This window comes from Pedobacter punctiformis (genome assembly GCF_027213715.1).
Classification (GTDB): domain Bacteria; phylum Bacteroidota; class Bacteroidia; order Sphingobacteriales; family Sphingobacteriaceae; genus Pedobacter; species Pedobacter punctiformis.
This window is the reverse complement of record NZ_JAPWGM010000002.1, coordinates 395,766-415,800: the sequence shown is the minus strand read 5'-3', so window position 1 is coordinate 415,800 and position 20,035 is coordinate 395,766. Positions and strand designations below refer to the sequence as shown.

Below are 20,035 nucleotides of genomic sequence, written 5' to 3'. Positions count from 1 at the left end.
GTATGAACTGGTTAATTTGCACAATTAGCCAATTTAAACAAGTAAGCAGTTAACCCTCATAAAATACAAATGATAGAAAAAAACAATAAAAAAGTAATCCGCTCCTGGGCTTTTTTTGATTGGGCAAATTCTGCCTATAATCTGGTAATTACCTCCACCATTTTCCCTGCTTATTACACCATCATTACCACAACCAAAGCACACGGAGATCAGGTTAATTTTTTTGGCAGAACATTTACCAATACCGCTTTAAGTAATTATGCCCTATCATTTGCCTACCTGGTTATGGCTTTGGCATTGCCTGTTCTTTCTTCAATTGCCGATAACAGGGGAAATAAGAAGGCTTTTATGAAATTTTTTACCTACATGGGTGGCCTGGCCTGTGCAGGCCTATACTTTTTTGAACTAAAAACACTCGAAATAGGGATTATCTGTTTTGTACTAGCCGCAATGGGTTATATTGGTGGTGTATTGTTTAATAATTCTTATTTACCCGAAATTGCGACAGAGAGTGAGCAGGATAGAGTTAGCGCACAGGGCTTTTCTTATGGTTATGTAGGTTCTGTTTTATTGCAACTTATTTGTTTTCTGTTTGTTTTAAAACCAGATTGGTTTGGCATAACCGATGGTTCTTTACCGGCAAGGATTTCTTTCCTGCTTGTGGGCATCTGGTGGATTGCATTTGCTCAAATTCCTTTTAAAAACCTGCCATCTGTCAAAAAGCAATACGAAAAAGTAAAGCGCAATTTGATTAAAGATGGATTTAACGAATTATCAAAGGTTTGGAGTCAGGTAAAACAAATGAAGAAACTAAAAGGGTTTTTAACCGCATTCTTTTTTTATTCAATGGGCGTTCAAACCATTATGCTTGCTGCTGCAGGTTTTGCAGAGAAAACGCTGAAACTAGGAACGGCAAAATTAATTGCAGTAATTTTAATTATTCAATTGGTGGCCATACCAGGTGCCATGTTGATGTCGTTCCTCTCCAAAAAATGGGGCAATACCAATGTCCTTATTTATGTGGTAATCATTTGGATTGGCGCTTGTATTGGTGGGTATTATGTAAGTAATGAATATCAGTTTTATGCCTTATCTGCGGTAGTGGGTTTAATTATGGGCGGTATTCAATCACTTTCAAGGTCAACCTACTCGAAGCTTTTGCCTGAAAATACCCCGGATTCGACCTCTTTCTTTAGCTTTTATGATGTAACAGAGAAACTGGCAATTGTAATCGGTCTTTTCAGTTTTGCCTATATTGAAGAAGTAACCGACAATATCAGGTATTCTATTATAGCTTTGGCATCATTTTTTATCATTGGTTTAATCTTTTTAATGCTTCTTAAAAAAATAGAACACAAGGCAAGCCCTAAAATTGTAAATTTACCCGCTTAAAGATTTTTGTTGATGAAAGTAGAATTATTTGTTCCCTGTTTTGTAGACCAATTATATCCCGAAACCGCTTTTAATACGTTAAAATTATTAGAAAAATCTGGATGTAAGGTGGAATACAATTCAAAGCAAACGTGTTGCGGACAGCCTGCGTACAATGCAGGCTACTGGGACGAAGCCAAAGAGGTGGGAACTAAATTTTTAAATGATTTTACAGAAAACACCTATGTTGTAGCCCCCTCAGCATCTTGTGTAGGCATGATTAAGAACGGTTATAACGATTTGTTTACCAATACCATTGTCCATAATAAATGCAGAAGCCTTCAATCTAATATTTTCGAACTGTCTGATTTTCTGGTTAACATCGCAAAGAAAGATTATTTTGGAGCTGAGTTAGAGGGGAAAGCTGTTTACCATGATTCCTGCAGTGCTTTACGCGAATGCAAAATTAAAGATGAACCACGTTTGCTTTTATCAAAGGTACACGGTTTGGAAATGATTGAAATGGAAGATACTGATATGTGCTGTGGTTTCGGTGGTACTTTTGCAGTTAAATTCAATGCAATTTCTTCAGCAATGGCCGAACAAAAGGTTAACCATGCTTTGGCACAAAAAGCCGATTATATTATTTCAACAGATTTATCTTGCCTTTTACATCTTCAGGGTTATATTGATCAAAATAATTTACCAATTAAAACCATGCACATCGCTGATGTGTTAACCAATGGCTGGTTAGAAAGCACCGAATATTAGTTTTAACAAATTTTAACAGCCTGAATATTAAAACAATAGTATTTTTGTTTAAACCATTTCAATATTCCTGAATCAAACAACAAAACAAAATCTCATAAAAATGAAAAAAGTAATTTTTGCTCTTTTTGGTGTTTTCTCATTCGTATTTATTGCAAATGCGCAAAAGAAAACTTCAGGAGCTATACAATTTGAAGCTACTGTAGATCCGGCAGCAATGGCAGCGGCAAGTGGCATTAAAATCCCTGAGCAAATGGCAGCCCGCATGCCTTCCAGCAGTAAAAATAATTTCGAACTCTTATTTACCGCAACTAACGCAAGTTATATGCCTGTTGAAGAAACTGAAGATAGCAATGGTGCAGGCGGTGGTGGTGGCGGTATGGGCCGTATGATGATGCGTTTTGGTGGGGCTGGTGGTAACAGAGAATATTATTATACTTTCGCGGATCAAAAATTAACGGAAGTATTTGATTTAAATGATACTACGTATTATATGCCTGGTAAATTGACTCTATCAACGTCAGGTCCGATAGGTTCATTGAGAATGGGTGGCGGAAATCCAAATGATACAACAAAAGCAAAACCCGTGGCTCCGCCTAAAATTGAAGTGGTAAAAACAGATGCAACTAAAAAAATTATTGGTTTTGACTGTAAAGAAGTGATTGTTAAATCAACCAGGACCGTTAAAATTCTGGATATGGATAAAGAAGTTACCGAAGAAACACACATTTGGTACACAAATGACTTAGGATTTAACTTTTCGCCTAATCCAAATATGTGGACAGAAGGAACAGTTCTGGCAATCGAAAGCAGGGGAAACAATACCATTGCGAAAAGCATTGAATACCGGGGCGTGAGTGCAAAAGACGTTACTGCGCCGAAAAAAGCAAAACTAATTACCCAGGAAGAATACAAAACTAAAATGGATAATATGATGAAACGTTTTAGGGGAAATGGAAGACAGGGTGGTGCAGGTCAAGTAAGAACAATTATGGTTAACTAATTGTTTCATAAGCAACTATAAGCCTGCTCAATTTTAATTGAGCAGGCTTTTTTATTTTTCAGGTATAAATAAAACATGGTAGCCATTCATCCAAACAATTTAAATGTAAGATCAATGGTACATTCAGATTTTTGTCCATTATTCTAAAATGGTTATTATTGGGATCAGATTTTAACCCTAACCAAGCGTGATTACGAAAGAAACTAACGTAGATTTATTAAAGACGAAACAACATTTTGAAATTTTAGATGGATTAAGAGGTGTTGCAGCCATAGCCGTTGTAATTTTTCATTTTATGGAAATTGCAATTACCGATTACAGCAAAAATTTTATTGCACACGGTTATCTGGCCGTCGATTTCTTTTTTTGTTTATCAGGCTTTGTAATTGCATACGCTTACGATAACCGGGCAGAAGGGATAGGTGTTATGCAGTTTTTTAAACTAAGGCTCATTCGTTTGCATCCGCTGGTTGTTATTGGTTCAGTGCTTGGCTTATTAACCTTTCTTTTCGATCCTTACAGTGACTTTTATACTGTTTATGGTCTTGGTAAAACACTGATGATGTTCTTAGCCTCTGCCTTTTTAATTCCCTATCCGGTTATGCCTGAGCGTTACCTAAACCTTTTTTGCTTAAATGCACCCAGCTGGTCATTATTTTGGGAATATATAGCCAACATTTTTTACATTTTTATCCTGTATAAACTCAATAAGAAAATACTGATTGTATTAACGGTAGTTGCAGCAGTATTAATCTGTTATGTTGCTGTTCATTCCACTAATTTAAGTGGCGGTTGGGGCGGGCCAAATTTTTGGGATGGTGGTGCCAGGGTTTTCTATTCCTTTTTAGCAGGCATGCTGGTTTATCGCTCTAACTGGATCATCAAAAATAAATTAGGATTTATAGGGGTCAGCATTTTGTTAGTTCTTGCCTTTTTAGTGCCTTTTTCTGATCAATGGAACTGGTTAACAGAATCAATAATGGTGTTGTTTTATTTTCCACTTCTGGTTGCTTTGGGCGCAGGTGCTACACTTACTACTTCATTCAAAAAGATATGTAAACTGTCAGGCGAAATTTCCTACCCGCTTTACATGACGCATTATCCTTTCGTGTGGATATTTTTAACTTATGTTGCAGTAGTTAAACCTAAAATGTCATTACTGGAGGTTATAATTCCGGTTTCCGTAATCCTTTTAATTGTTGTGGCTTATCTGGTTATGAAGTTTATTGATGTACCATTGCGAAAGTATTTAAAAACAAAGATGATCAAAGCCTAGGCTTTTGTTTTTGGAAAGCAAATCCTGTGCTGTTTATGAAAATTGTTCCTGCTTTCCGCTGTATCCCCGATGAAAAATCGGGAGATGATGCTTCAATCAGGTTTAAATAACGCCGGATAGTACAAAATACTTAAAACCATCGTCATTGCCAGATTGCTTCTTACCCCGCAATGACGTTATTAACTGATAACATCGTTTCTAAACCTGTATTCTGAGCGAGATGTTTCAGTTTTCATCTTATAGGAACAGGAGGAGGGCTGTTGTTATTTAAATGTGCTACACTGCATTATAAAATGATGGATTTTAAGATTGATTTACAGCCAAAACTTGGTAATCCGTTATGAAATCCATACTTTTGCAGCAAATAAAATCACGTAGTAGGTGATTTTTTAATTAATTATTTATTTTAAAATTTAAATCATAGTTGTAGATGATTAACATTACTTTACCTGACGGCTCAGTACGTCAGTACGAAAAGGGCACATCTGCCCATCAAATTGCATTATCTATTTCTGAAGGATTAGCCCGCAACGTTTTAGCTGCAGAAGTTAATGGCGAAGTTTGGGATTCGAGCAGACCAATTGAGTCTGATTCATCCGTAAAATTATTAACCTGGAACGATGCTGCCGGAAAATCTACTTTTTGGCATTCATCAGCCCACTTAATGGCCGAAGCTTTAGAAGCACTTTATCCGGGAACTAAATTTGGAATTGGTCCGGCTATTGAAACTGGTTTTTACTACGATGTAGATTTTGGCGACAGGGAATTTTCTTCTGACGATTTCAAAGCTATTGAAACAAAAATGGTTGAGTTGGCCAAGCAAAAAGAAACTTTTGTTCGCGAAAGTGTAAGCAAAGCCGATGCAATTAAATATTTCACCGAAAAAGGTGATGAATACAAACTGGACTTAATTGAAGGACTTGAAGATGGAAAGATAACTTTCTATACTCAAGGTTCTTTCACTGATTTATGTCGCGGTCCGCACATTCCGAATACGGGTTTTGTAAAAGCGGTTAAGTTAATGAACGTTGCTGGTGCTTACTGGCGTGGTGATGAAACTAAAAAACAGCTAACCCGTATTTATGGAGTAACTTTTCCTAAGGCAAGCGAGCTTACCGAATATCTTTTAATGATTGAAGAAGCTAAAAAACGCGATCACCGTAAATTAGGGAAAGAACTGGAATTGTTTATGTTTTCTGAAAAGGTAGGCATGGGTTTACCAATGTGGTTGCCAAAAGGAACTGCTTTGCGTGAACGTTTAGTTCAATTTTTAGCTAAAGCACAGGCAAAACATGGTTACGAGCAAGTGGTTACGCCACATATCGGACATAAAAATTTATATGTAACTTCTGGTCACTACGAAAAATATGGTAAAGATAGTTTTCAGCCAATAAGAACTCCACAAGAAGGAGAGGAGTTTTTGTTAAAGCCGATGAACTGCCCGCACCACTGCGAAATGTATAAGTTTAAACCACGTTCTTACAAAGATTTACCGGTTCGTTTTGCAGAGTTTGGTACTGTTTACCGTTACGAACAAAGTGGAGAATTGCATGGTTTAACCCGCGTACGTGGTTTTACTCAGGATGATGCGCATTTATTTTGTCGCCCGGATCAGGTAAAAGAAGAATTTAAAAAAGTAATCGATCTTGTTTTATATGTTTTCAAATCATTAGGGTTTGAGGATTATACTGCACAGGTTTCCTTACGCGATCCTGAAAATAAAACAAAATATATTGGTACCGATGAAAATTGGAAACTGGCTGAAGATGCAATTATAGAAGCTGCTGCTGAAAAAGAATTGAATACCGTAATAGAATATGGAGAAGCTGCTTTTTATGGTCCGAAGCTTGATTTTATGGTTAAAGATGCATTGGGTAGAAAGTGGCAGTTGGGTACCATTCAGGTAGATTATAATTTGCCTGAGCGTTTCGAACTGGAATATACAGGTAGCGATAACCAGAAGCACAGACCAGTAATGATTCACCGTGCACCCTTTGGTTCATTAGAAAGATTTGTTGCTGTTTTGATTGAACATTGTGCCGGAAACTTCCCATTATGGTTAAGTCCGGAGCAGTTTATAATCCTTCCTATTTCAGAAAAGTATGAAGAATATGCAAAAAAAGTTTTAGATGAACTAAATAATTCCGATATTCGCGGGCTGATTGACTTTCGTGATGAGAAAATCGGTCGCAAAATCCGCGATGCGGAGGTTAAAAAAATCCCTTATATGCTCATCATTGGTGAGAAAGAAATGGCTGAAGGTAAAGCTTCGGTACGTAAACATGGAGTGGGAGATTTAGGCGAAATGACTTTAGAAGAGTTCAATAATTTATTAATAAAAGAAATAACAGTTTAATTAAAATAGTACAAATTTGGCATTAGGAAGACCAGGATTTAACAGGGGACCACGTCCACCTTTTAAGAAAAAAGAAGCAGAGCATAACATTAATCAGTTTATTAAATCGCCTGAAGTGCGTTTAGCTGGCGATAATGTTGAACCGGGGATTTATCCTTTGGCAAAAGCTTTGTCACTTGCTGATGAGTTGGAATTGGATTTGGTAGAAATTTCTCCAAATGCAGTGCCACCGGTTTGTAGGATTATTGATTACAGCAAGTTTGTTTACGAGCAAAAGAAAAAGCAGAAAGAGATCAAATCTAATGCTAAGCAAACGGTTATTAAAGAAATTCGTTTTGGTCCTAACACGAACGATCACGATTTTCAATTTAAATTAAAACACGCAGTAAGCTTTTTAGAGAACGGTGAGAAAGTTAGAGCTTATGTACATTTTAAAGGTAGAGCAATTGTTTACAAAGAGCAGGGAGAAATTTTATTATTAAAATTTGCCCAGGCTTTGGAAGATGTTGGAAAAGTAGAGTTATTACCTAAATTAGAAGGTAAACGTATGTTTCTGACAGTTGCGCCTAAAGTAGCAAAAAAATAAAAATAGGTTTATAAATTAAAAAACAGGTTATGCCAAAAATGAAAACCAATTCCAGTGCTAAAAAGCGTTTTTCGCTTACTGGAACAGGTAAAATCAAAAGAAACAACGCATACAAAAGTCACATCTTAACCAAGATGAGTACTAAACGTAAACGTGCACTAGGTCAAGCAAGTCTAGTTTCAGACGCTGATTCAGGAAACGTTAAACGTATGCTTTGCATCGGAAAGTAATTTATTAATTTCACCAGGTATCAGGCTTTAAGTTTCCGATAAACGGAACGCCGCTTGCCAAAAAACAACAACAACATGCCACGTTCGGTAAACGCAGTAGCTTCGAGAAGAAGAAGAAAGAAAATCCTTAATATGGCCAAAGGCTATTGGGGAGCAAGAAGTAAGGTTTATACTGTTGCTAAAAACACAGTAGAAAAAGGTTTGCAATATGCATACCGTGACCGTAAAGTTAAGAAAAGAGAATTCCGCGGATTATGGATCCAACGTATTAATGCAGGTGCCCGTCAGCACGGTATTTCTTACTCTCAATTAATCGGTAAACTAGCTTCAAAAGAAATCGGTTTAAACCGTAAAGTATTAGCTGATTTAGCAATGAATCATCCTGAGGCTTTCAAAGCTGTTATTGATGCAGTAAAATAGATATTTTCGCTCAGGCGATCATGATATTGAAAAGGGAACCAATCTGGTTCCCTTTTTATGTTTTATTTAAACTGTTTGATCATCCACTGTTGCATCCGGAGCATTGTTTTTTACCGATGCAATGCCATTATCACGTGATGCCTCACTTTCATACATTTGGCTCGACCCTATAATTTGTCCGTTTGTAGCCTTTAAATTAAAATAAGCTTTTCCGTTTGTGGATGATTTCTTGTCAAATTTTGAATCATCCTGCGAATTTTTTCTAACAGATTCTATTCCATTTTCGCAACTTGCTTTTGCAACATACCCTTCGCTGGTTAAAATAACCTGACCATTACCAGCATTTAAATTGAATTGAAATTCACCGTTTTTTCTTTTTGTAATTACAAATTTTCCCATAGTATTAAATTTAGTTGAATTATTAATGTTTATAACTCTATTTATTTGGATGAATATATATAGGGACTTAATCTAAAATAAAATTTAAAATTGAATTAACAAAATAACGCAAAGAATAGTTGATTGTTATAACCCGTTTAAATTATTAGGTAATCTGGAAATTATTTAAAACGTATAAAAATCTCTGCCGGATATACTGACAGAGATTTTTATAGTTTGTTTATCTGTAAATTAAGGGTTTAGTGCAATATATAAGAGTGCGGCTAATGAAGCTCCAATAACCGGGCCTATAACAGGAACCCAGGCATAAGACCAGTCACTGCTTCCTTTGCCTTTCATCGGAATTAAACTATGAACGATACGGGGGCCTAAATCTCTCGCAGGGTTAATGGCATAACCGGTTGTTCCTCCAAGTGCCAAGCCAATTACCCAAACTAAAAATGCAACCGGAATAGCGCCAAGAGAACCTAATCCAATTGGTGTTTTTGCCGTACCCATTTCTGCATTCGTGAAATAGAAAATCACAAAAATTAAAACAAATGTTCCAATAATTTCAGAGAAAAGATTTGATTTAAGATTTCGTATGGCAGGTGCTGTAGCAAAAGGAGCAGCTTTTAGACCCTGATCGTCTGTTGCGTCAAAATGATCTTTATACATAACCCAAACCAGAAATGAACCTACCATTGCGCCCAGTAGTTGGGCCAAGATGTAGTAGGGTACCTTAACCCAGGCAAATTTTTGAGTGATGGCCAGTGCCAGCGTTACTACCGGGTTTAAATGAGCGCCGCTGTATGGAGCCGCAATTACAACCCCAACAAAAACAGCTAAAGCCCAGGCGGTTGTAATTACAATCCATCCGCTATTATTTCCTTTTGTACCCTTTAGTACAACATTGGCTACAACACCATTTCCTAACAAAATTAATAGTGCGGTGCCGATAAATTCTGCAACAAAATCTGACATAATAAATATTTGGTTAAAATCTCCGGGTTTATTTTACCCGGAGCTAAGTTATTTTATTTTAATTAATCTTCAGCATTTACTCTGGCTGCTTTTACAGCCCTGTTCCAGCCTTTTATTCTTTCGGTATTGTCTATGCCCTCTGCAGCAACAAAAGTTTTATTTACTTTCCATTGAGAACGGATTTGATCAACGCTGTCCCAAAAACCAGTTGCCAAACCTGAAAGGTAAGCTGCGCCAATTGCCGTAACTTCAGTAACCTCTGGTCTTATTACTTTACAATTTAGTAAATCAGCCTGGAATTGCATTAAAAGGTTATTTGCGGTTACGCCACCATCAACCCTAAGTTCGGCGATGTTTACACCTGATACCACTTCCATTGTTTTTAAAACATCCATGGTTTGATAGGCAATACTTTCCAAAGCAGCTCGGGCAATATGCGATTTATTTGTACCTCTGGTAAGCCCTGTAATGGTTCCACGGGCATGTTGATCCCAGTGTGGTGCACCTAAACCCGCAAAAGCAGGAACTACATATACGCCCTGGGTATCTGGCACTCTTTCAGCAAGGGTTTCTACATCAGCAGATCTGGAAATGAAACCCATTTCATCTCTAAGCCACTGTACTACAGCACCACCAATAAAAATACTGCCTTCAAGTGCGTAAAATACTTCACCCTTAATTTTCCAGGCAATAGTAGTTAAAAGATTACCTGCCGCTATTTTAGGGTCTTTTCCAATATTCATTAACATAAAACAACCAGTACCATAGGTGTTTTTAACCATCCCGGGTTCTGTACACATTTGTCCGAATAATGCAGATTGCTGATCTCCGGCGATGCCTGCAATTGGAATCTTTGCAGCCAATATGTTTCCGGTAGTTTCTGCATAAACCTCACTTGACGATTTAACTTCAGGTAACATTTGCTCCGGAATGTTAAAGAGCTCTAATAATTCTTTATCCCAGTTTAGCGTATGAATATTGTAAATCATCGTTCTGGAAGCATTACTTACATCGGTAACGTGTGCTCTTCCATCTGTCAATTTCCAGATTAACCAACTGTCTATTGTTCCAAAAGCCAATTCTCCAGCCTCAGCTCTTGCCCTGGCACCTTCAACATTATCTAAAATCCACTTTACTTTTGTAGCAGAAAAATAAGAATCAATAATTAACCCGGTTTTATCCTGGATTTTTTTTGCTAAACCCTGGCTTCTGATTTCATCACAATAATCCGATGTCCGGCGGTCTTGCCAAACAATTGCATTATGAATAGGAACTCCGGTCTTTTTATCCCAAACCACAGTCGTTTCCCTTTGGTTGGTAATGCCTATGGAGTTTATGTCTTTCGCAGTGAGATCAGCCTTTACAATTACTTCAGTGGCAACAGAAAGTTGTGTAGACCAGATTTCAAGTGGATCGTGTTCAACCCAGCCAGCCTGAGGATATATTTGCTTAAACTCTTTTTGAGCGATGGCAACAATTTCGCCATCATGGTTAAAAATTATGGCCCTCGAACTTGTGGTTCCCTGATCGAGAGACAGGATATACTTACTCATAATAAATTATTTAGTTAGGTTATCGTTTTTATTCGGTTTTAATTTGCTTTATATAAGTAGCCATCGGCTAATGCATTAAAGGTAGAAATTTGATTTTCAATCCAGCTTTCGTCTGCTGTTAATTCTTTGGCCAGAAGCGAGGCAACTTTTGGGGCCATTGCTTTTGCAGCATGTGCATCAATAAATAAAATTCGCAATCTTCTGCTCAAAATATCTTCTACAGTTTCAGCCATTTCATTCCTTGCAGACCAAACTACTTCTGCTTCGAGGTAAGGAAAATCCGGATGAAGTTTTTTGTTCCATTCTGGATTTGAAAGTGCGAGTGCTTCAATCTTTGCCCTGTCTGATCCGTAAATATCTAAATGATTCTCCCCATGTGTATCGGTATTGCCATGAATCTTTAAAGTTTTAGTTACACATGCTTTCGTTTCCAAACCAGCGTGCGTAATCGCCAAATCTACTGTTTCTTCAGCCATTCTTCTGTAGGTTGTCCATTTGCCTCCGGTTATGGTAATCAAACCTTTAGCAGAAACGACTAATTTATGATCACGGCTAATTTCTTTTGTACTGTTACTTCCTGCATTGGTAGGAGCAGCCAGTGGTCTTAACCCTGAAAATACACTTAAAATATCTTTTTCAGTTGGCTGCTGATTAAAATAAGCTGAAGCCGTATTTAAAATAAATTCTACTTCTTCTTTTAGTGCTCTTGGTTCCAAACTATGCTCATCTAAAGGGGTATCTGTTGTGCCTACCAGTACATGTTTATGCCAGGGCACCGCAAATAAAACCCGGCCATCAGACGTTTTAGGAATCATCAGTGCTGACTCACTTTTTAGAAAGCTTTTATCTAAAACAACATGAACACCCTGACTCGGGCGGACCATTTTTTTAGATTGAGGATTGTTCATTTGTAAAATCTCATCAACAAATACACCCGTAGCATTAATAACCACCTTGCCGTTTAGTTTTAATGTTTTTCCGGTAAGGGTATCTTCAGTTTCTACACCGGTTATGTTTCCTTTCGAATCTTTTAAAAGATTCGTTACTTTCATGTAGTTTATTAAGGTTGCTCCGTTTTCAACAGCGGTTTGTGCAATATTAACGGCTAAACGAGCATCATCAAATTTACCATCAAAATAACGGATCCCTCCTTTTAATCCTTTCGTTTTAATACCGGGCATCACAGAAATCACTTCTTTTTTTGATAGATATTTGGATTTTCCAAAGCTGTATTTCCCGGCAAGCCAATCGTAAAGTGTAAGCCCGGTTAAGTATTTTGCCACTGAAAACCAATCGTAACATGGAATGATAAATTCTTCTTTATTAACTAAATGACCAGCATTTTGTTGCATTAATCCACGTTCTTTAAGCGCATGTTTAACCAGCCCAATATCGCCCTGGGCCAAATAACGTACACCACCATGAACAAGTTTGGTGCTTCTGCTGGATGTACCTTTCGCAAAATCTGATTGTTCAACCAGTAAAGTTTTAAAGCCACGGCTGGTTGCATCAAGCGCCGTACCTAAACCTGTTGCCCCGCCTCCAATAATAATAAAGTCCCATTCGGTTTGTTCTGCTATATGGTAGTGATGTAGTCTTTTCATTTGCTTTCTATTTCTTGTTAAAACGAAACAATACGCAAGTATAAATAATAATGATCGAAATAATGTGTTATTTTTGTTAAATAATTTTAAATAAAAGATAAAGTATTTCGGTAGCTATTTTATTTACTTATTTTGCAATAAAATATAACTATTAAAAGCTTATGATGAATTTAGCTGAAAGACATCAATTCATATTAAACCGTTTACAAAAAGATCAATATATCAATGTTGTTGATCTGTGTAAGGAATTGAAAGTATCTTCTGTGACCATAAGAAAGGATCTAAAACTGCTTGAGGATAAAAGTTTATTATTTAGAACCCACGGTGGGGCCACTGTAAATAATCCATATACGGTAGATCGTCCGGTTAATGAGAAAGAAAAGCTGCAATCAATTGAAAAGAACAGGATAGGGGCTGCTGCTGCCAGTTTACTAAGTGAAAATGATTCTATTGTAATTGCCTCCGGAACTACGGTATTGTATTTTGCTAAAAATATTACACCTGGAAGCAATTTAACAGTTGTTACTTCGGCCTTAAATGTAGCCTTAGAATTAATGAGGGAATCCAGTATTGAGGTAATTCAACTGGGCGGTTTATTGCGTAAAAGTTCATCTTCGGTTATGGGAACTTATGCCGAGCAGATTTTACAGGATTTTTACTTTAATAAATTCTTTTTAGGTGTTGATGGTATAGATTTGGATTTTGGTTTAACCACAACCAATGCAATGGAAGCACACTTAAACAGGAAAATGATAGATGTGTCGCAAAGGACAATTGTGCTGGCAGATTCGACTAAATTTGGCAAACGTGGCTTTGGTAAAATATGTGGTTTGGAAGAAATCGATCACATTATAACCGATAAAGGAATTTCTGATCAGATTGTAAAACATTTGGAAGCTTTAGGTGTTACTGTAACTATAGTATAACCTTAACCAGGCAAAAATTAACTTTAGATTTGAATATGGGAAAAACACGAATACACGTATTGGAAGACGATCAGGAAATTAGAAATGTAATCGAAATTCTTTTAAAGGAAGAAGGTTTTGAATTACAGCTTTCATCGTCTTTTTCAGAATTAAAAATGAATATTCAGGATGCTATGCCTGATTTGTTTTTGTTGGATGTGATGCTGCCAGATGGAAATGGAGCAGAAATATGTGAAGATTTAAAAACAGATATTTTTACAAAACACATCCCGATTATTGTAATGTCTGCTCAAAATGATAGTGAAGAAAAAGCTACTGCTGCTTTTGCTGATGATTACATTAGCAAACCATTTGATATTGACGATATTTTAATAAGAATTAATACTTTACTGAAGCGGAGTGCTGAAAGTAAAACATCGAAAGTTTAAAATAATAAACCCCGAAGATTTCTAATCTCCGGGGTTTTCTTTTTCATAAGTAAATTACGTTGAACTTTCTGATACAAACCAGGACAAGTAGCCGAAAGTGTTTGATGATTTTATCAAGTCTTTTTGTAAAGCCAGGCTTGGTTTTCTTTTGAATATTAATCCCGCTTTCCGCTATATCCCCGAAGAAAAATCGGGGGATGCTGCTTCCAATTGCATTTAAATAGCATGGGGTAGTACAAAATACTTAAAACTATCGTCATTGCGAGACACGAAGCAATTTTGCAACTGTAGTTAGTTTAAAACAAACGCTTTGAGATTGCTTCATGGCTCGCAATGACGTGGAGAAGAGAAACTCTGTTTCTAAACCCCAAATCTGAATGAATGTACCGATCTTTCCATCGGGACAGAAACCGGGAGTGGGACCGCATTAGCCAAAAACTGCAATCTATCCATTTCCAAATCTTTATTTTAAATATTATTGATTGACCTTCGCGTAGGTTTTAAGATATTTCTTTAACATTTCCCGGGCCATATGAATTCTGGTTTTAACAGTGCCGAGTGGAATATCCAACGCTTCTGCAATTTCATGATATTTGTAACCTTCAAAATACCGGATAAATGGAACACTATATGCTTCAGGTAATTTGCTTAATGCGGTGTGAATATCATCTATAATTAACTTTCCAACAGATCCGTTTTGCTCAGCACTATACATCAGGTTTGCTGATGATATCTCTTCATCTTGTGTAACCAATGATTTAGACTTCGTTATTTTACGGTAATTGTTGATGAAAGTATTTTTCATAATCACAAAAAGCCAGCCTTTAAAATTCGTTCCTTCCTGAAAATTCTGATAGAAACGAATCGCTTTGAGTAAGGTATCCTGTACCAGATCGTTTGCATCCTCAATGTCTTTTGTGAAATTTAAAGCGTGCATCCGAAGCGAAGCTGAATGGTTATTAACCATGTTGTTAAATTCAATTTGAGTCATGTTATTATAGGTTAGGGGTGATGTTTTTTATAAAACAAAACCTATACCAATTTGGAGTTAAAAAGAAAGCAATGAAAGATAAAATATGGTCTGAGTGTACCTGGTTGAGTGTTCCAAGCAGTTTTTTGATTTTTTTACTTTGGCTTAAGAATTTATTTTACGTATAAATACGGAGCTTTCAGGTAGTTTTTCATTTTTACTGTTTTTATCCGGTGTTTTAAAATTCAGGCAAACTAAAAAGGCTTAAACAAAAAATGCCCGGAATATTATTCAGGGCATCTGTATTAAATTAGGTTTAACTATTCTGCTGCTGCTTCCTGGTTAATAAAGGCTTCAGCAACTTTCGTTAAGGCTACATCCGTTTCCTTTTCATTTTCAAGGGTGCGTGATAATAATTCAACCACCTGCGTATGTCCCATGTTTTCGGCAAAGGTTTTTAAAGTACCGTAGGTTGCAATTTCGTAATGTTCTACCTTTTGTGCAGCTAAGATTAAACCGGCATCACGAATCATCGTACCTGCTTCTGTATCTTCTATAATTCCAGTTGCTTCTTCCAGTAAACCTGCCATCGCATCACATTTTTTAGCTGCAGCTTTTTCATCCAGCAATGAAAAAACTTGTTCCAATGTTTCAATATGCGTTTGACTTTCTACTGTATGTTTCTCAAATGCTGAAGCGAGCTCAGGACTTGTTGCCGCTTTTTTCATTTTTGGTAAAGCTTTTACCAAGTGTTGCTCTGCCCAGTAAATGTCTTTCAATTCGTCAACAAAAAACTTATGGAATTCTGAATCTTCCATTTTACCTGTTTTGTTTTTCGGTTTGATCGTTTTTTTTGCTGTTGAACTTTTTGTGTTCGTTGTTTTTGTTGTAGTTGCCATAGTGATGTATTTTAAGATTTGTATGTACAACCAACTATTTTTTAAAAGGTTTCGAATATTTTTAGTTCTTACTATATGAAGGAATAGGGAGATTAGCAACTGAATAAACGGAAATGTCCAGAAACAAAAAATGCTACCTGTTTGAGGTAGCATTTTTGATGGAGACTAAGATGAGCCTATCCTTACATTGATTATGCTTTTCAAGAGTATACCTTCAGAATTTTTCCGTTTACGGCTCCTTCGATACTTAAGATATATGCATTTACCAGTTTACTCATGGATACAAGGTTATAACCGGGAAAGAATTCACCATAACGTTCCTTACTATCTTCTACCAGACCAGGGCTTACTGCATTAATTCTTTTGTCTTCCCTGAGCTCCTGTGAAGCTGCTAACACGAAACTGTTAATCGCCCCATTGATCATTGCAACACAAGATCCATTTCGGGCAGGATGAGTCGCCGCTATGCCTGTTGTTAGAGTAATTGACCCTTCAGGATTTAAAAAGTTCTTACCTATCAAAACCAGATTTATCTGACCTAGCAATTTTCCATAAATTCCAGGCATTATATGCTCTTGTGTCATCTCGTCAAAAGAGCCGTAATAGCCTGTTCCTGCGGTGCAGACAATACTGTCCAGTTTACCAATCTTTTTGAACAGTTCAGAAATAGACGCCGAAGAAGAAATGTCAACACTAACATCACCGGTATTTCTCCCACCAATGATCAGATCATGTTTTTTAGACAATCCTTCAACTACCTTTTTTCCTATTGTGCCATTACCGCCTACTATTAAAATTTTCATATTTGTTTTTTTAACAAAATTAAGGCAGTTTGTTTCCGTAGAATATTTCTAATGGCTCATTCAATGGTAATTTTGGCTCTCATTTTTTGAGGGGTAAGACCAAACTCCTGTTTAAAGATTCGAATAAAATAGGAAGTGCTTTCAAAGGCACAATCAGTAGATATTTCAGAAATTTGTTTATCCGTATTCTCCAACAGCATTCTGGCATGGCGTAACCGGTGCTTATTGATATATACTCTTGGCGAGGTATGATATTGCTTTTTAAAATCCCTTTTAAAAGTAGCCAGACTTCTATTGCAGAGGTTGGCAAGTTCGGCAATGGTAATGGGCTGTAACATATATTCCTGTAGTACAGAATCCATATCTTGCAGATTCTTGCTAACTGCAGAATCAATAAAAGCTAATGTTTGTTCTTTATAACCTGAAGCAAGCAGAAGAGTAAGAATCTCCATCTGTTTCAGTTGAATTAGTTGTTCATAATTGAATAAAGGGTGTTCAAAATATTGTCGAAATTGAATTTTGAAATCCTGAATAAGGGGGTTGACTGGAAAGACTATACACGGATCGCTTTTGTTTAAGCCCATGTATTTATTCGGTTTTGATATAAAGGATTTTAAAATGTTTTCAGATAGGAATATCATGAGCGCTTCGAAAGTCAATCCTTCCTGAATGTATTCTGCCATTACATATATTCCTTTCTTTAAAAGGAAAACATTATCGGGAGTGATTTTTAAGGTTTGGTTTGAAAAATGCAAAAGCTTTATTCCACTCATTACAAAGATAAGAGTATGTTCAGACATAAAGACAGTTCTTTTTCCAGCTTTAGATTCGATTTTTAGCTTTGCAAATGTTTGTGACTCGCTATATAAAAAGGTATGGTCATTTATAATCGGAGCCGTTGGTGGAAAACGAAATAGCATTATGCAAAGTAACCGAATTTTAAATAAAAATAAGAGTTCATACATAATATCCCGATTTTACGGGGTAGTATAGATTACAGTATATTTATCTTGTATATAAATGTGCCGAAAATTTCTGGGGGTTATAATTTAGGACAATAAGCTATTTTAAACAAGGTGCCTGAATGGGATTGTCCTTTAAAAAGTAATTTTAAAGGACTTTCGATTAATGTTAGTTTTTTTATAAATTATTGATATTCAAAGAAAAATTTCTCTTGCGGACTGAAAGGGATTACGGTCGAACACTTAATATCATTATTTTTAAATGCCATCAATGAATCCAAATTTTGGTTTCAATATAAGAGCTGAATTCATTGAAAATATTATAGTTAAATTTGCCCCGTAATAAAAAGCCTTTAAAATATGTTTTAATACTGTTTTTCTTTGCTTACATTTTAAAAGGCATATTACTAAATCTGAACAGACAATATGCGGGAACAAAACGAAAAATCCAACAATTTAAAGCAAGGTAAATTGAGTGTAAAGATTGTCTCGAACAACAGTCCTTATCTTTCTGCTGATATGCAGCAAAAGCTCTTACAACCCCGTAGGCTGACTTCTTATTTTATAATGCTGGTTGAGAGCGGTTCTATTACATACAATTTGGATTTAAAGGATATCACTCTTACTAACGGTCATTTGCTTTTTGCAATGCCTAATCAGGTATTTGTACCTCCACCTAAAACTACTGATCTTAAATATTTCAAATTATTATTTGATGAAAATACATTAGCACTGCTACCACAACAATTTCCTTTTTTGGTCAATCCTTTAAACTCACAGATTATAATTTTTGATCCTATTAGAAGAGAAAGAGTAAGAAAAGTTTTTGAAATTTTAAATCAGATCCTTCATATAGACGAAAATCCTACCGATATAGAAATAACATTAGCTTACCTGAACACTCTATTAGCAGAGTTAAATAGCGCTTATTTCAAAAATACAGAACCTGTAAATATTCTAAATACCAATCTTTCAAAGTTCATTGAGTTCAAATTAATGGTGGAAACTCATCTTACAGAGCAGCCTTCTGTAAATGCAATAGCCGAAAAACTGGCTTTAACCACAAACAGTTTATATAGAATTGTAAAAGAATATTCGGGAGTTTCGCCTAAAGATTTTTTCACTAGCCGGTTAATCATTGAAGCACAGCGAAAATTACAGTATTCTCCTCTTTCTGTAAAAGAATTAGCTTACGAATTGGGGTTTAATGATCCTGATTACTTTTCAAGATTTTTCAAAAAATGTACAGGGAAAAGCGTAAGTGATTTTTTGGAAGCCCAGCAAGATTCGTCAAGATAATAAATTGATTTGTCCATCTCCTCTATTTTTCAGCTATCTACTTTTGCTTCATTAATTTAAACAAATAAAAAATGAAATCAGCGTTAATAACAGGAGCTAACAAAAGTATTGGCTTTGAAGTTGCACGGCAACTTGCTCAAAAAGGAATTTACGTTTATCTCGGCAGTCGCAGTTTAGAAAACGGTATAGCAGCAGTGAATAAATTAAAGACGGAAGGACTAAGCAATGTAGAGGCTATTCAGCTTGATATTACAGATGATGAATCTGTAAAACATGCCCGTACAACAATGGGTAAGAAAACAAAAACGCTGGACATACTCATCAATAATGCAGGTATTTTTGGTGGTTATCCACAGATGGCACTTGATTCTACCATAGACCAGTTCAAAGCTGCATACGATGTAAATGTTTATGGGGTTGTAAGGGTTACACAGGCATTTATTGATTTATTGAAAAAATCTTCTGACCCCCGTATTGTAAATGTAACTTCAAGTCAAGGTTCAATTACTTTGCACAGCGATCCTTCATATAAGTATTATGACTACAAAGCAGCGGTTTATCTTTCTTCCAAATCAGCAATGAATATGTATACCGTTGTTTTGGCGTATGAGTTAAAGGATAGTAACTTTAAAATAAATGCTGTTTGCCCGGGATTTACAAAAACCGATTTCAACGGTCATAGAGGAACTGGATCTATAGAGGATGCCGGAAAGCGAATTGTAAAATATGCCTTAATTGACAAAGACGGACCGACCGGAAAATTCTTTAGTGAAGAAAATAATCCCGAAACGGGAGAAATACCTTGGTAATGAATTGTGAATTGCATAGCGCTGATAAATCAAATCACAAATTATCAAAAAATTATATTTAAGAGGTTCTCTTTTCGAATTAAAAAAGAGCCAAAAACAGTAATCTGTTATCCTGTGAACAAGCGTTTAAAATCATTTAAGCATGAGAAATGAAGACCTATATTTTTCAATAGACTGCTAAGATTTGCAACTTATAGAATAAATATAAAAATGGCACCATTTGTCTGTCAATGGTGCCATTTGGCTTTTGCGGAAAGCGAGGGATTCGAACCCCCGGACCTGTTACAGTCAACAGTTTTCAAGACTGCCGCATTCGACCACTCTGCCAGCTTTCCATCGGCAAAAGTACAAATTCCGATCAGAACTGCAAACCGTGATCTATATTTTTTTATGTTAAATTGATAATTGCT

General features: G+C 36.2%; 20 protein-coding genes and 1 tRNA gene. 12 read left to right on the top strand and 9 right to left on the bottom strand.

Annotated features, from left to right (window positions below; all coding sequences use genetic code 11):
* The first annotated feature begins 69 nt into the window (after positions 1–69).
* The 8 genes from O0955_RS07695 to rplT all read left to right on the top strand — a co-directional run bounded on the left by O0955_RS07695 (position 70) and on the right by rplT (position 8,010).
* Positions 70–1,392 (top strand): MFS transporter, encoded by a 1,323-nt coding sequence (locus tag O0955_RS07695; protein ID WP_269426961.1) that lies wholly within the window; start codon positions 70–72, stop codon positions 1,390–1,392.
* Between the two features lie 12 nt (positions 1,393–1,404).
* Positions 1,405–2,142 (top strand): (Fe-S)-binding protein, encoded by a 738-nt coding sequence (locus O0955_RS07690; protein WP_269426960.1) that lies wholly within the window; start codon positions 1,405–1,407, stop codon positions 2,140–2,142.
* A gap of 100 nt (positions 2,143–2,242) precedes the next feature.
* Positions 2,243–3,142: a hypothetical protein gene (locus O0955_RS07685; RefSeq protein WP_269426959.1), complete on the top strand. Its 900-nt coding sequence runs from the start codon at positions 2,243–2,245 to the stop codon at positions 3,140–3,142.
* 187 nt (positions 3,143–3,329) lie between these two features.
* Positions 3,330–4,418 (top strand): acyltransferase family protein, encoded by a 1,089-nt coding sequence (locus O0955_RS07680; RefSeq protein ID WP_269426958.1) that lies wholly within the window; start codon positions 3,330–3,332, stop codon positions 4,416–4,418.
* Between the two features lie 430 nt (positions 4,419–4,848).
* Complete coding sequence (gene thrS / locus O0955_RS07675; RefSeq protein ID WP_269426957.1) at positions 4,849–6,774, top strand: threonine--tRNA ligase; 1,926 nt, start codon at positions 4,849–4,851, stop codon at positions 6,772–6,774.
* Between the two features lie 16 nt (positions 6,775–6,790).
* Positions 6,791–7,360 carry a translation initiation factor IF-3 gene (infC, locus tag O0955_RS07670; protein ID WP_131537863.1) on the top strand — a complete coding sequence of 190 codons (570 nt, stop codon included), beginning with the start codon at positions 6,791–6,793 and terminating at the stop codon, positions 7,358–7,360.
* A 29-nt stretch (positions 7,361–7,389) separates the two neighbouring features.
* Positions 7,390–7,590 carry a 50S ribosomal protein L35 gene (rpmI, locus tag O0955_RS07665; protein ID WP_131537864.1) on the top strand — a complete coding sequence of 67 codons (201 nt, stop codon included), beginning with the start codon at positions 7,390–7,392 and terminating at the stop codon, positions 7,588–7,590.
* Positions 7,591–7,665: 75 nt separating this feature from the next.
* Complete coding sequence (rplT, locus tag O0955_RS07660) at positions 7,666–8,010, top strand: 50S ribosomal protein L20 (protein ID WP_123206121.1); 345 nt, start codon at positions 7,666–7,668, stop codon at positions 8,008–8,010.
* A gap of 66 nt (positions 8,011–8,076) precedes the next feature.
* Here rplT and O0955_RS07655 read toward each other — a convergent pair whose 3' ends face one another.
* From O0955_RS07655 to O0955_RS07640, 4 genes are all read right to left on the bottom strand, one after another.
* Positions 8,077–8,409, bottom strand: a complete 333-nt coding sequence (locus O0955_RS07655) for a YegP family protein (protein ID WP_269426956.1) — start codon at positions 8,407–8,409, stop codon at positions 8,077–8,079.
* Between the two features lie 231 nt (positions 8,410–8,640).
* Positions 8,641–9,372 (bottom strand): MIP/aquaporin family protein, encoded by a 732-nt coding sequence (locus O0955_RS07650; RefSeq protein ID WP_269426955.1) that lies wholly within the window; start codon positions 9,370–9,372, stop codon positions 8,641–8,643.
* Between the two features lie 62 nt (positions 9,373–9,434).
* Complete coding sequence (gene glpK / locus O0955_RS07645; RefSeq protein WP_269426954.1) at positions 9,435–10,925, bottom strand: glycerol kinase GlpK; 1,491 nt, start codon at positions 10,923–10,925, stop codon at positions 9,435–9,437.
* Between the two features lie 38 nt (positions 10,926–10,963).
* A complete protein-coding gene (locus O0955_RS07640) occupies positions 10,964–12,529 on the bottom strand; it encodes a glycerol-3-phosphate dehydrogenase/oxidase (protein ID WP_269426953.1) in 1,566 nt (521 codons plus the stop codon).
* A 161-nt stretch (positions 12,530–12,690) separates the two neighbouring features.
* Here O0955_RS07640 and O0955_RS07635 point away from each other — a divergent pair, with 161 nt between their 5' ends.
* Both O0955_RS07635 and O0955_RS07630 read left to right on the top strand, forming a co-directional pair.
* Complete coding sequence (locus O0955_RS07635; protein WP_269426952.1) at positions 12,691–13,455, top strand: DeoR/GlpR family DNA-binding transcription regulator; 765 nt, start codon at positions 12,691–12,693, stop codon at positions 13,453–13,455.
* Between the two features lie 35 nt (positions 13,456–13,490).
* On the top strand, positions 13,491–13,883 hold the full coding sequence (locus O0955_RS07630; RefSeq protein WP_269426951.1) for a response regulator transcription factor: 393 nt from the start codon (positions 13,491–13,493) through the stop codon (positions 13,881–13,883).
* Between the two features lie 475 nt (positions 13,884–14,358).
* Here the strand turns inward: O0955_RS07630 and O0955_RS07625 are convergent, their stop codons facing one another.
* The 4 genes from O0955_RS07625 to O0955_RS07610 form a co-directional block, all read right to left on the bottom strand.
* A complete protein-coding gene (locus tag O0955_RS07625) occupies positions 14,359–14,874 on the bottom strand; it encodes an RNA polymerase sigma factor (RefSeq protein ID WP_269426950.1) in 516 nt (171 codons plus the stop codon).
* A gap of 299 nt (positions 14,875–15,173) precedes the next feature.
* The gene (locus O0955_RS07620; RefSeq protein ID WP_269426949.1) at positions 15,174–15,752 is read right to left on the bottom strand and encodes a YciE/YciF ferroxidase family protein; all 579 of its coding nucleotides are present in this window, start codon (positions 15,750–15,752) and stop codon (positions 15,174–15,176) included.
* A gap of 200 nt (positions 15,753–15,952) precedes the next feature.
* Complete coding sequence (locus O0955_RS07615) at positions 15,953–16,555, bottom strand: short chain dehydrogenase (RefSeq protein ID WP_269426948.1); 603 nt, start codon at positions 16,553–16,555, stop codon at positions 15,953–15,955.
* A 56-nt stretch (positions 16,556–16,611) separates the two neighbouring features.
* A complete protein-coding gene (locus O0955_RS07610; protein ID WP_269426947.1) occupies positions 16,612–17,520 on the bottom strand; it encodes a helix-turn-helix domain-containing protein in 909 nt (302 codons plus the stop codon).
* Positions 17,521–18,117: 597 nt separating this feature from the next.
* On the opposite strand from O0955_RS07610, the gene O0955_RS07605 reads away from it, so the two are divergent.
* Entirely contained in the window at positions 18,118–18,816 is a 699-nt protein-coding gene (locus O0955_RS07605) for a helix-turn-helix domain-containing protein (protein WP_269426946.1), read from the top strand.
* A 71-nt stretch (positions 18,817–18,887) separates the two neighbouring features.
* Positions 18,888–19,625 carry an SDR family oxidoreductase gene (locus O0955_RS07600; RefSeq protein WP_269426945.1) on the top strand — a complete coding sequence of 246 codons (738 nt, stop codon included), beginning with the start codon at positions 18,888–18,890 and terminating at the stop codon, positions 19,623–19,625.
* A gap of 250 nt (positions 19,626–19,875) precedes the next feature.
* Here O0955_RS07600 and O0955_RS07595 read toward each other — a convergent pair.
* Positions 19,876–19,960 (bottom strand) — tRNA-Ser (locus O0955_RS07595).
* Between the last annotated feature and the right edge of the window lie 75 nt (positions 19,961–20,035).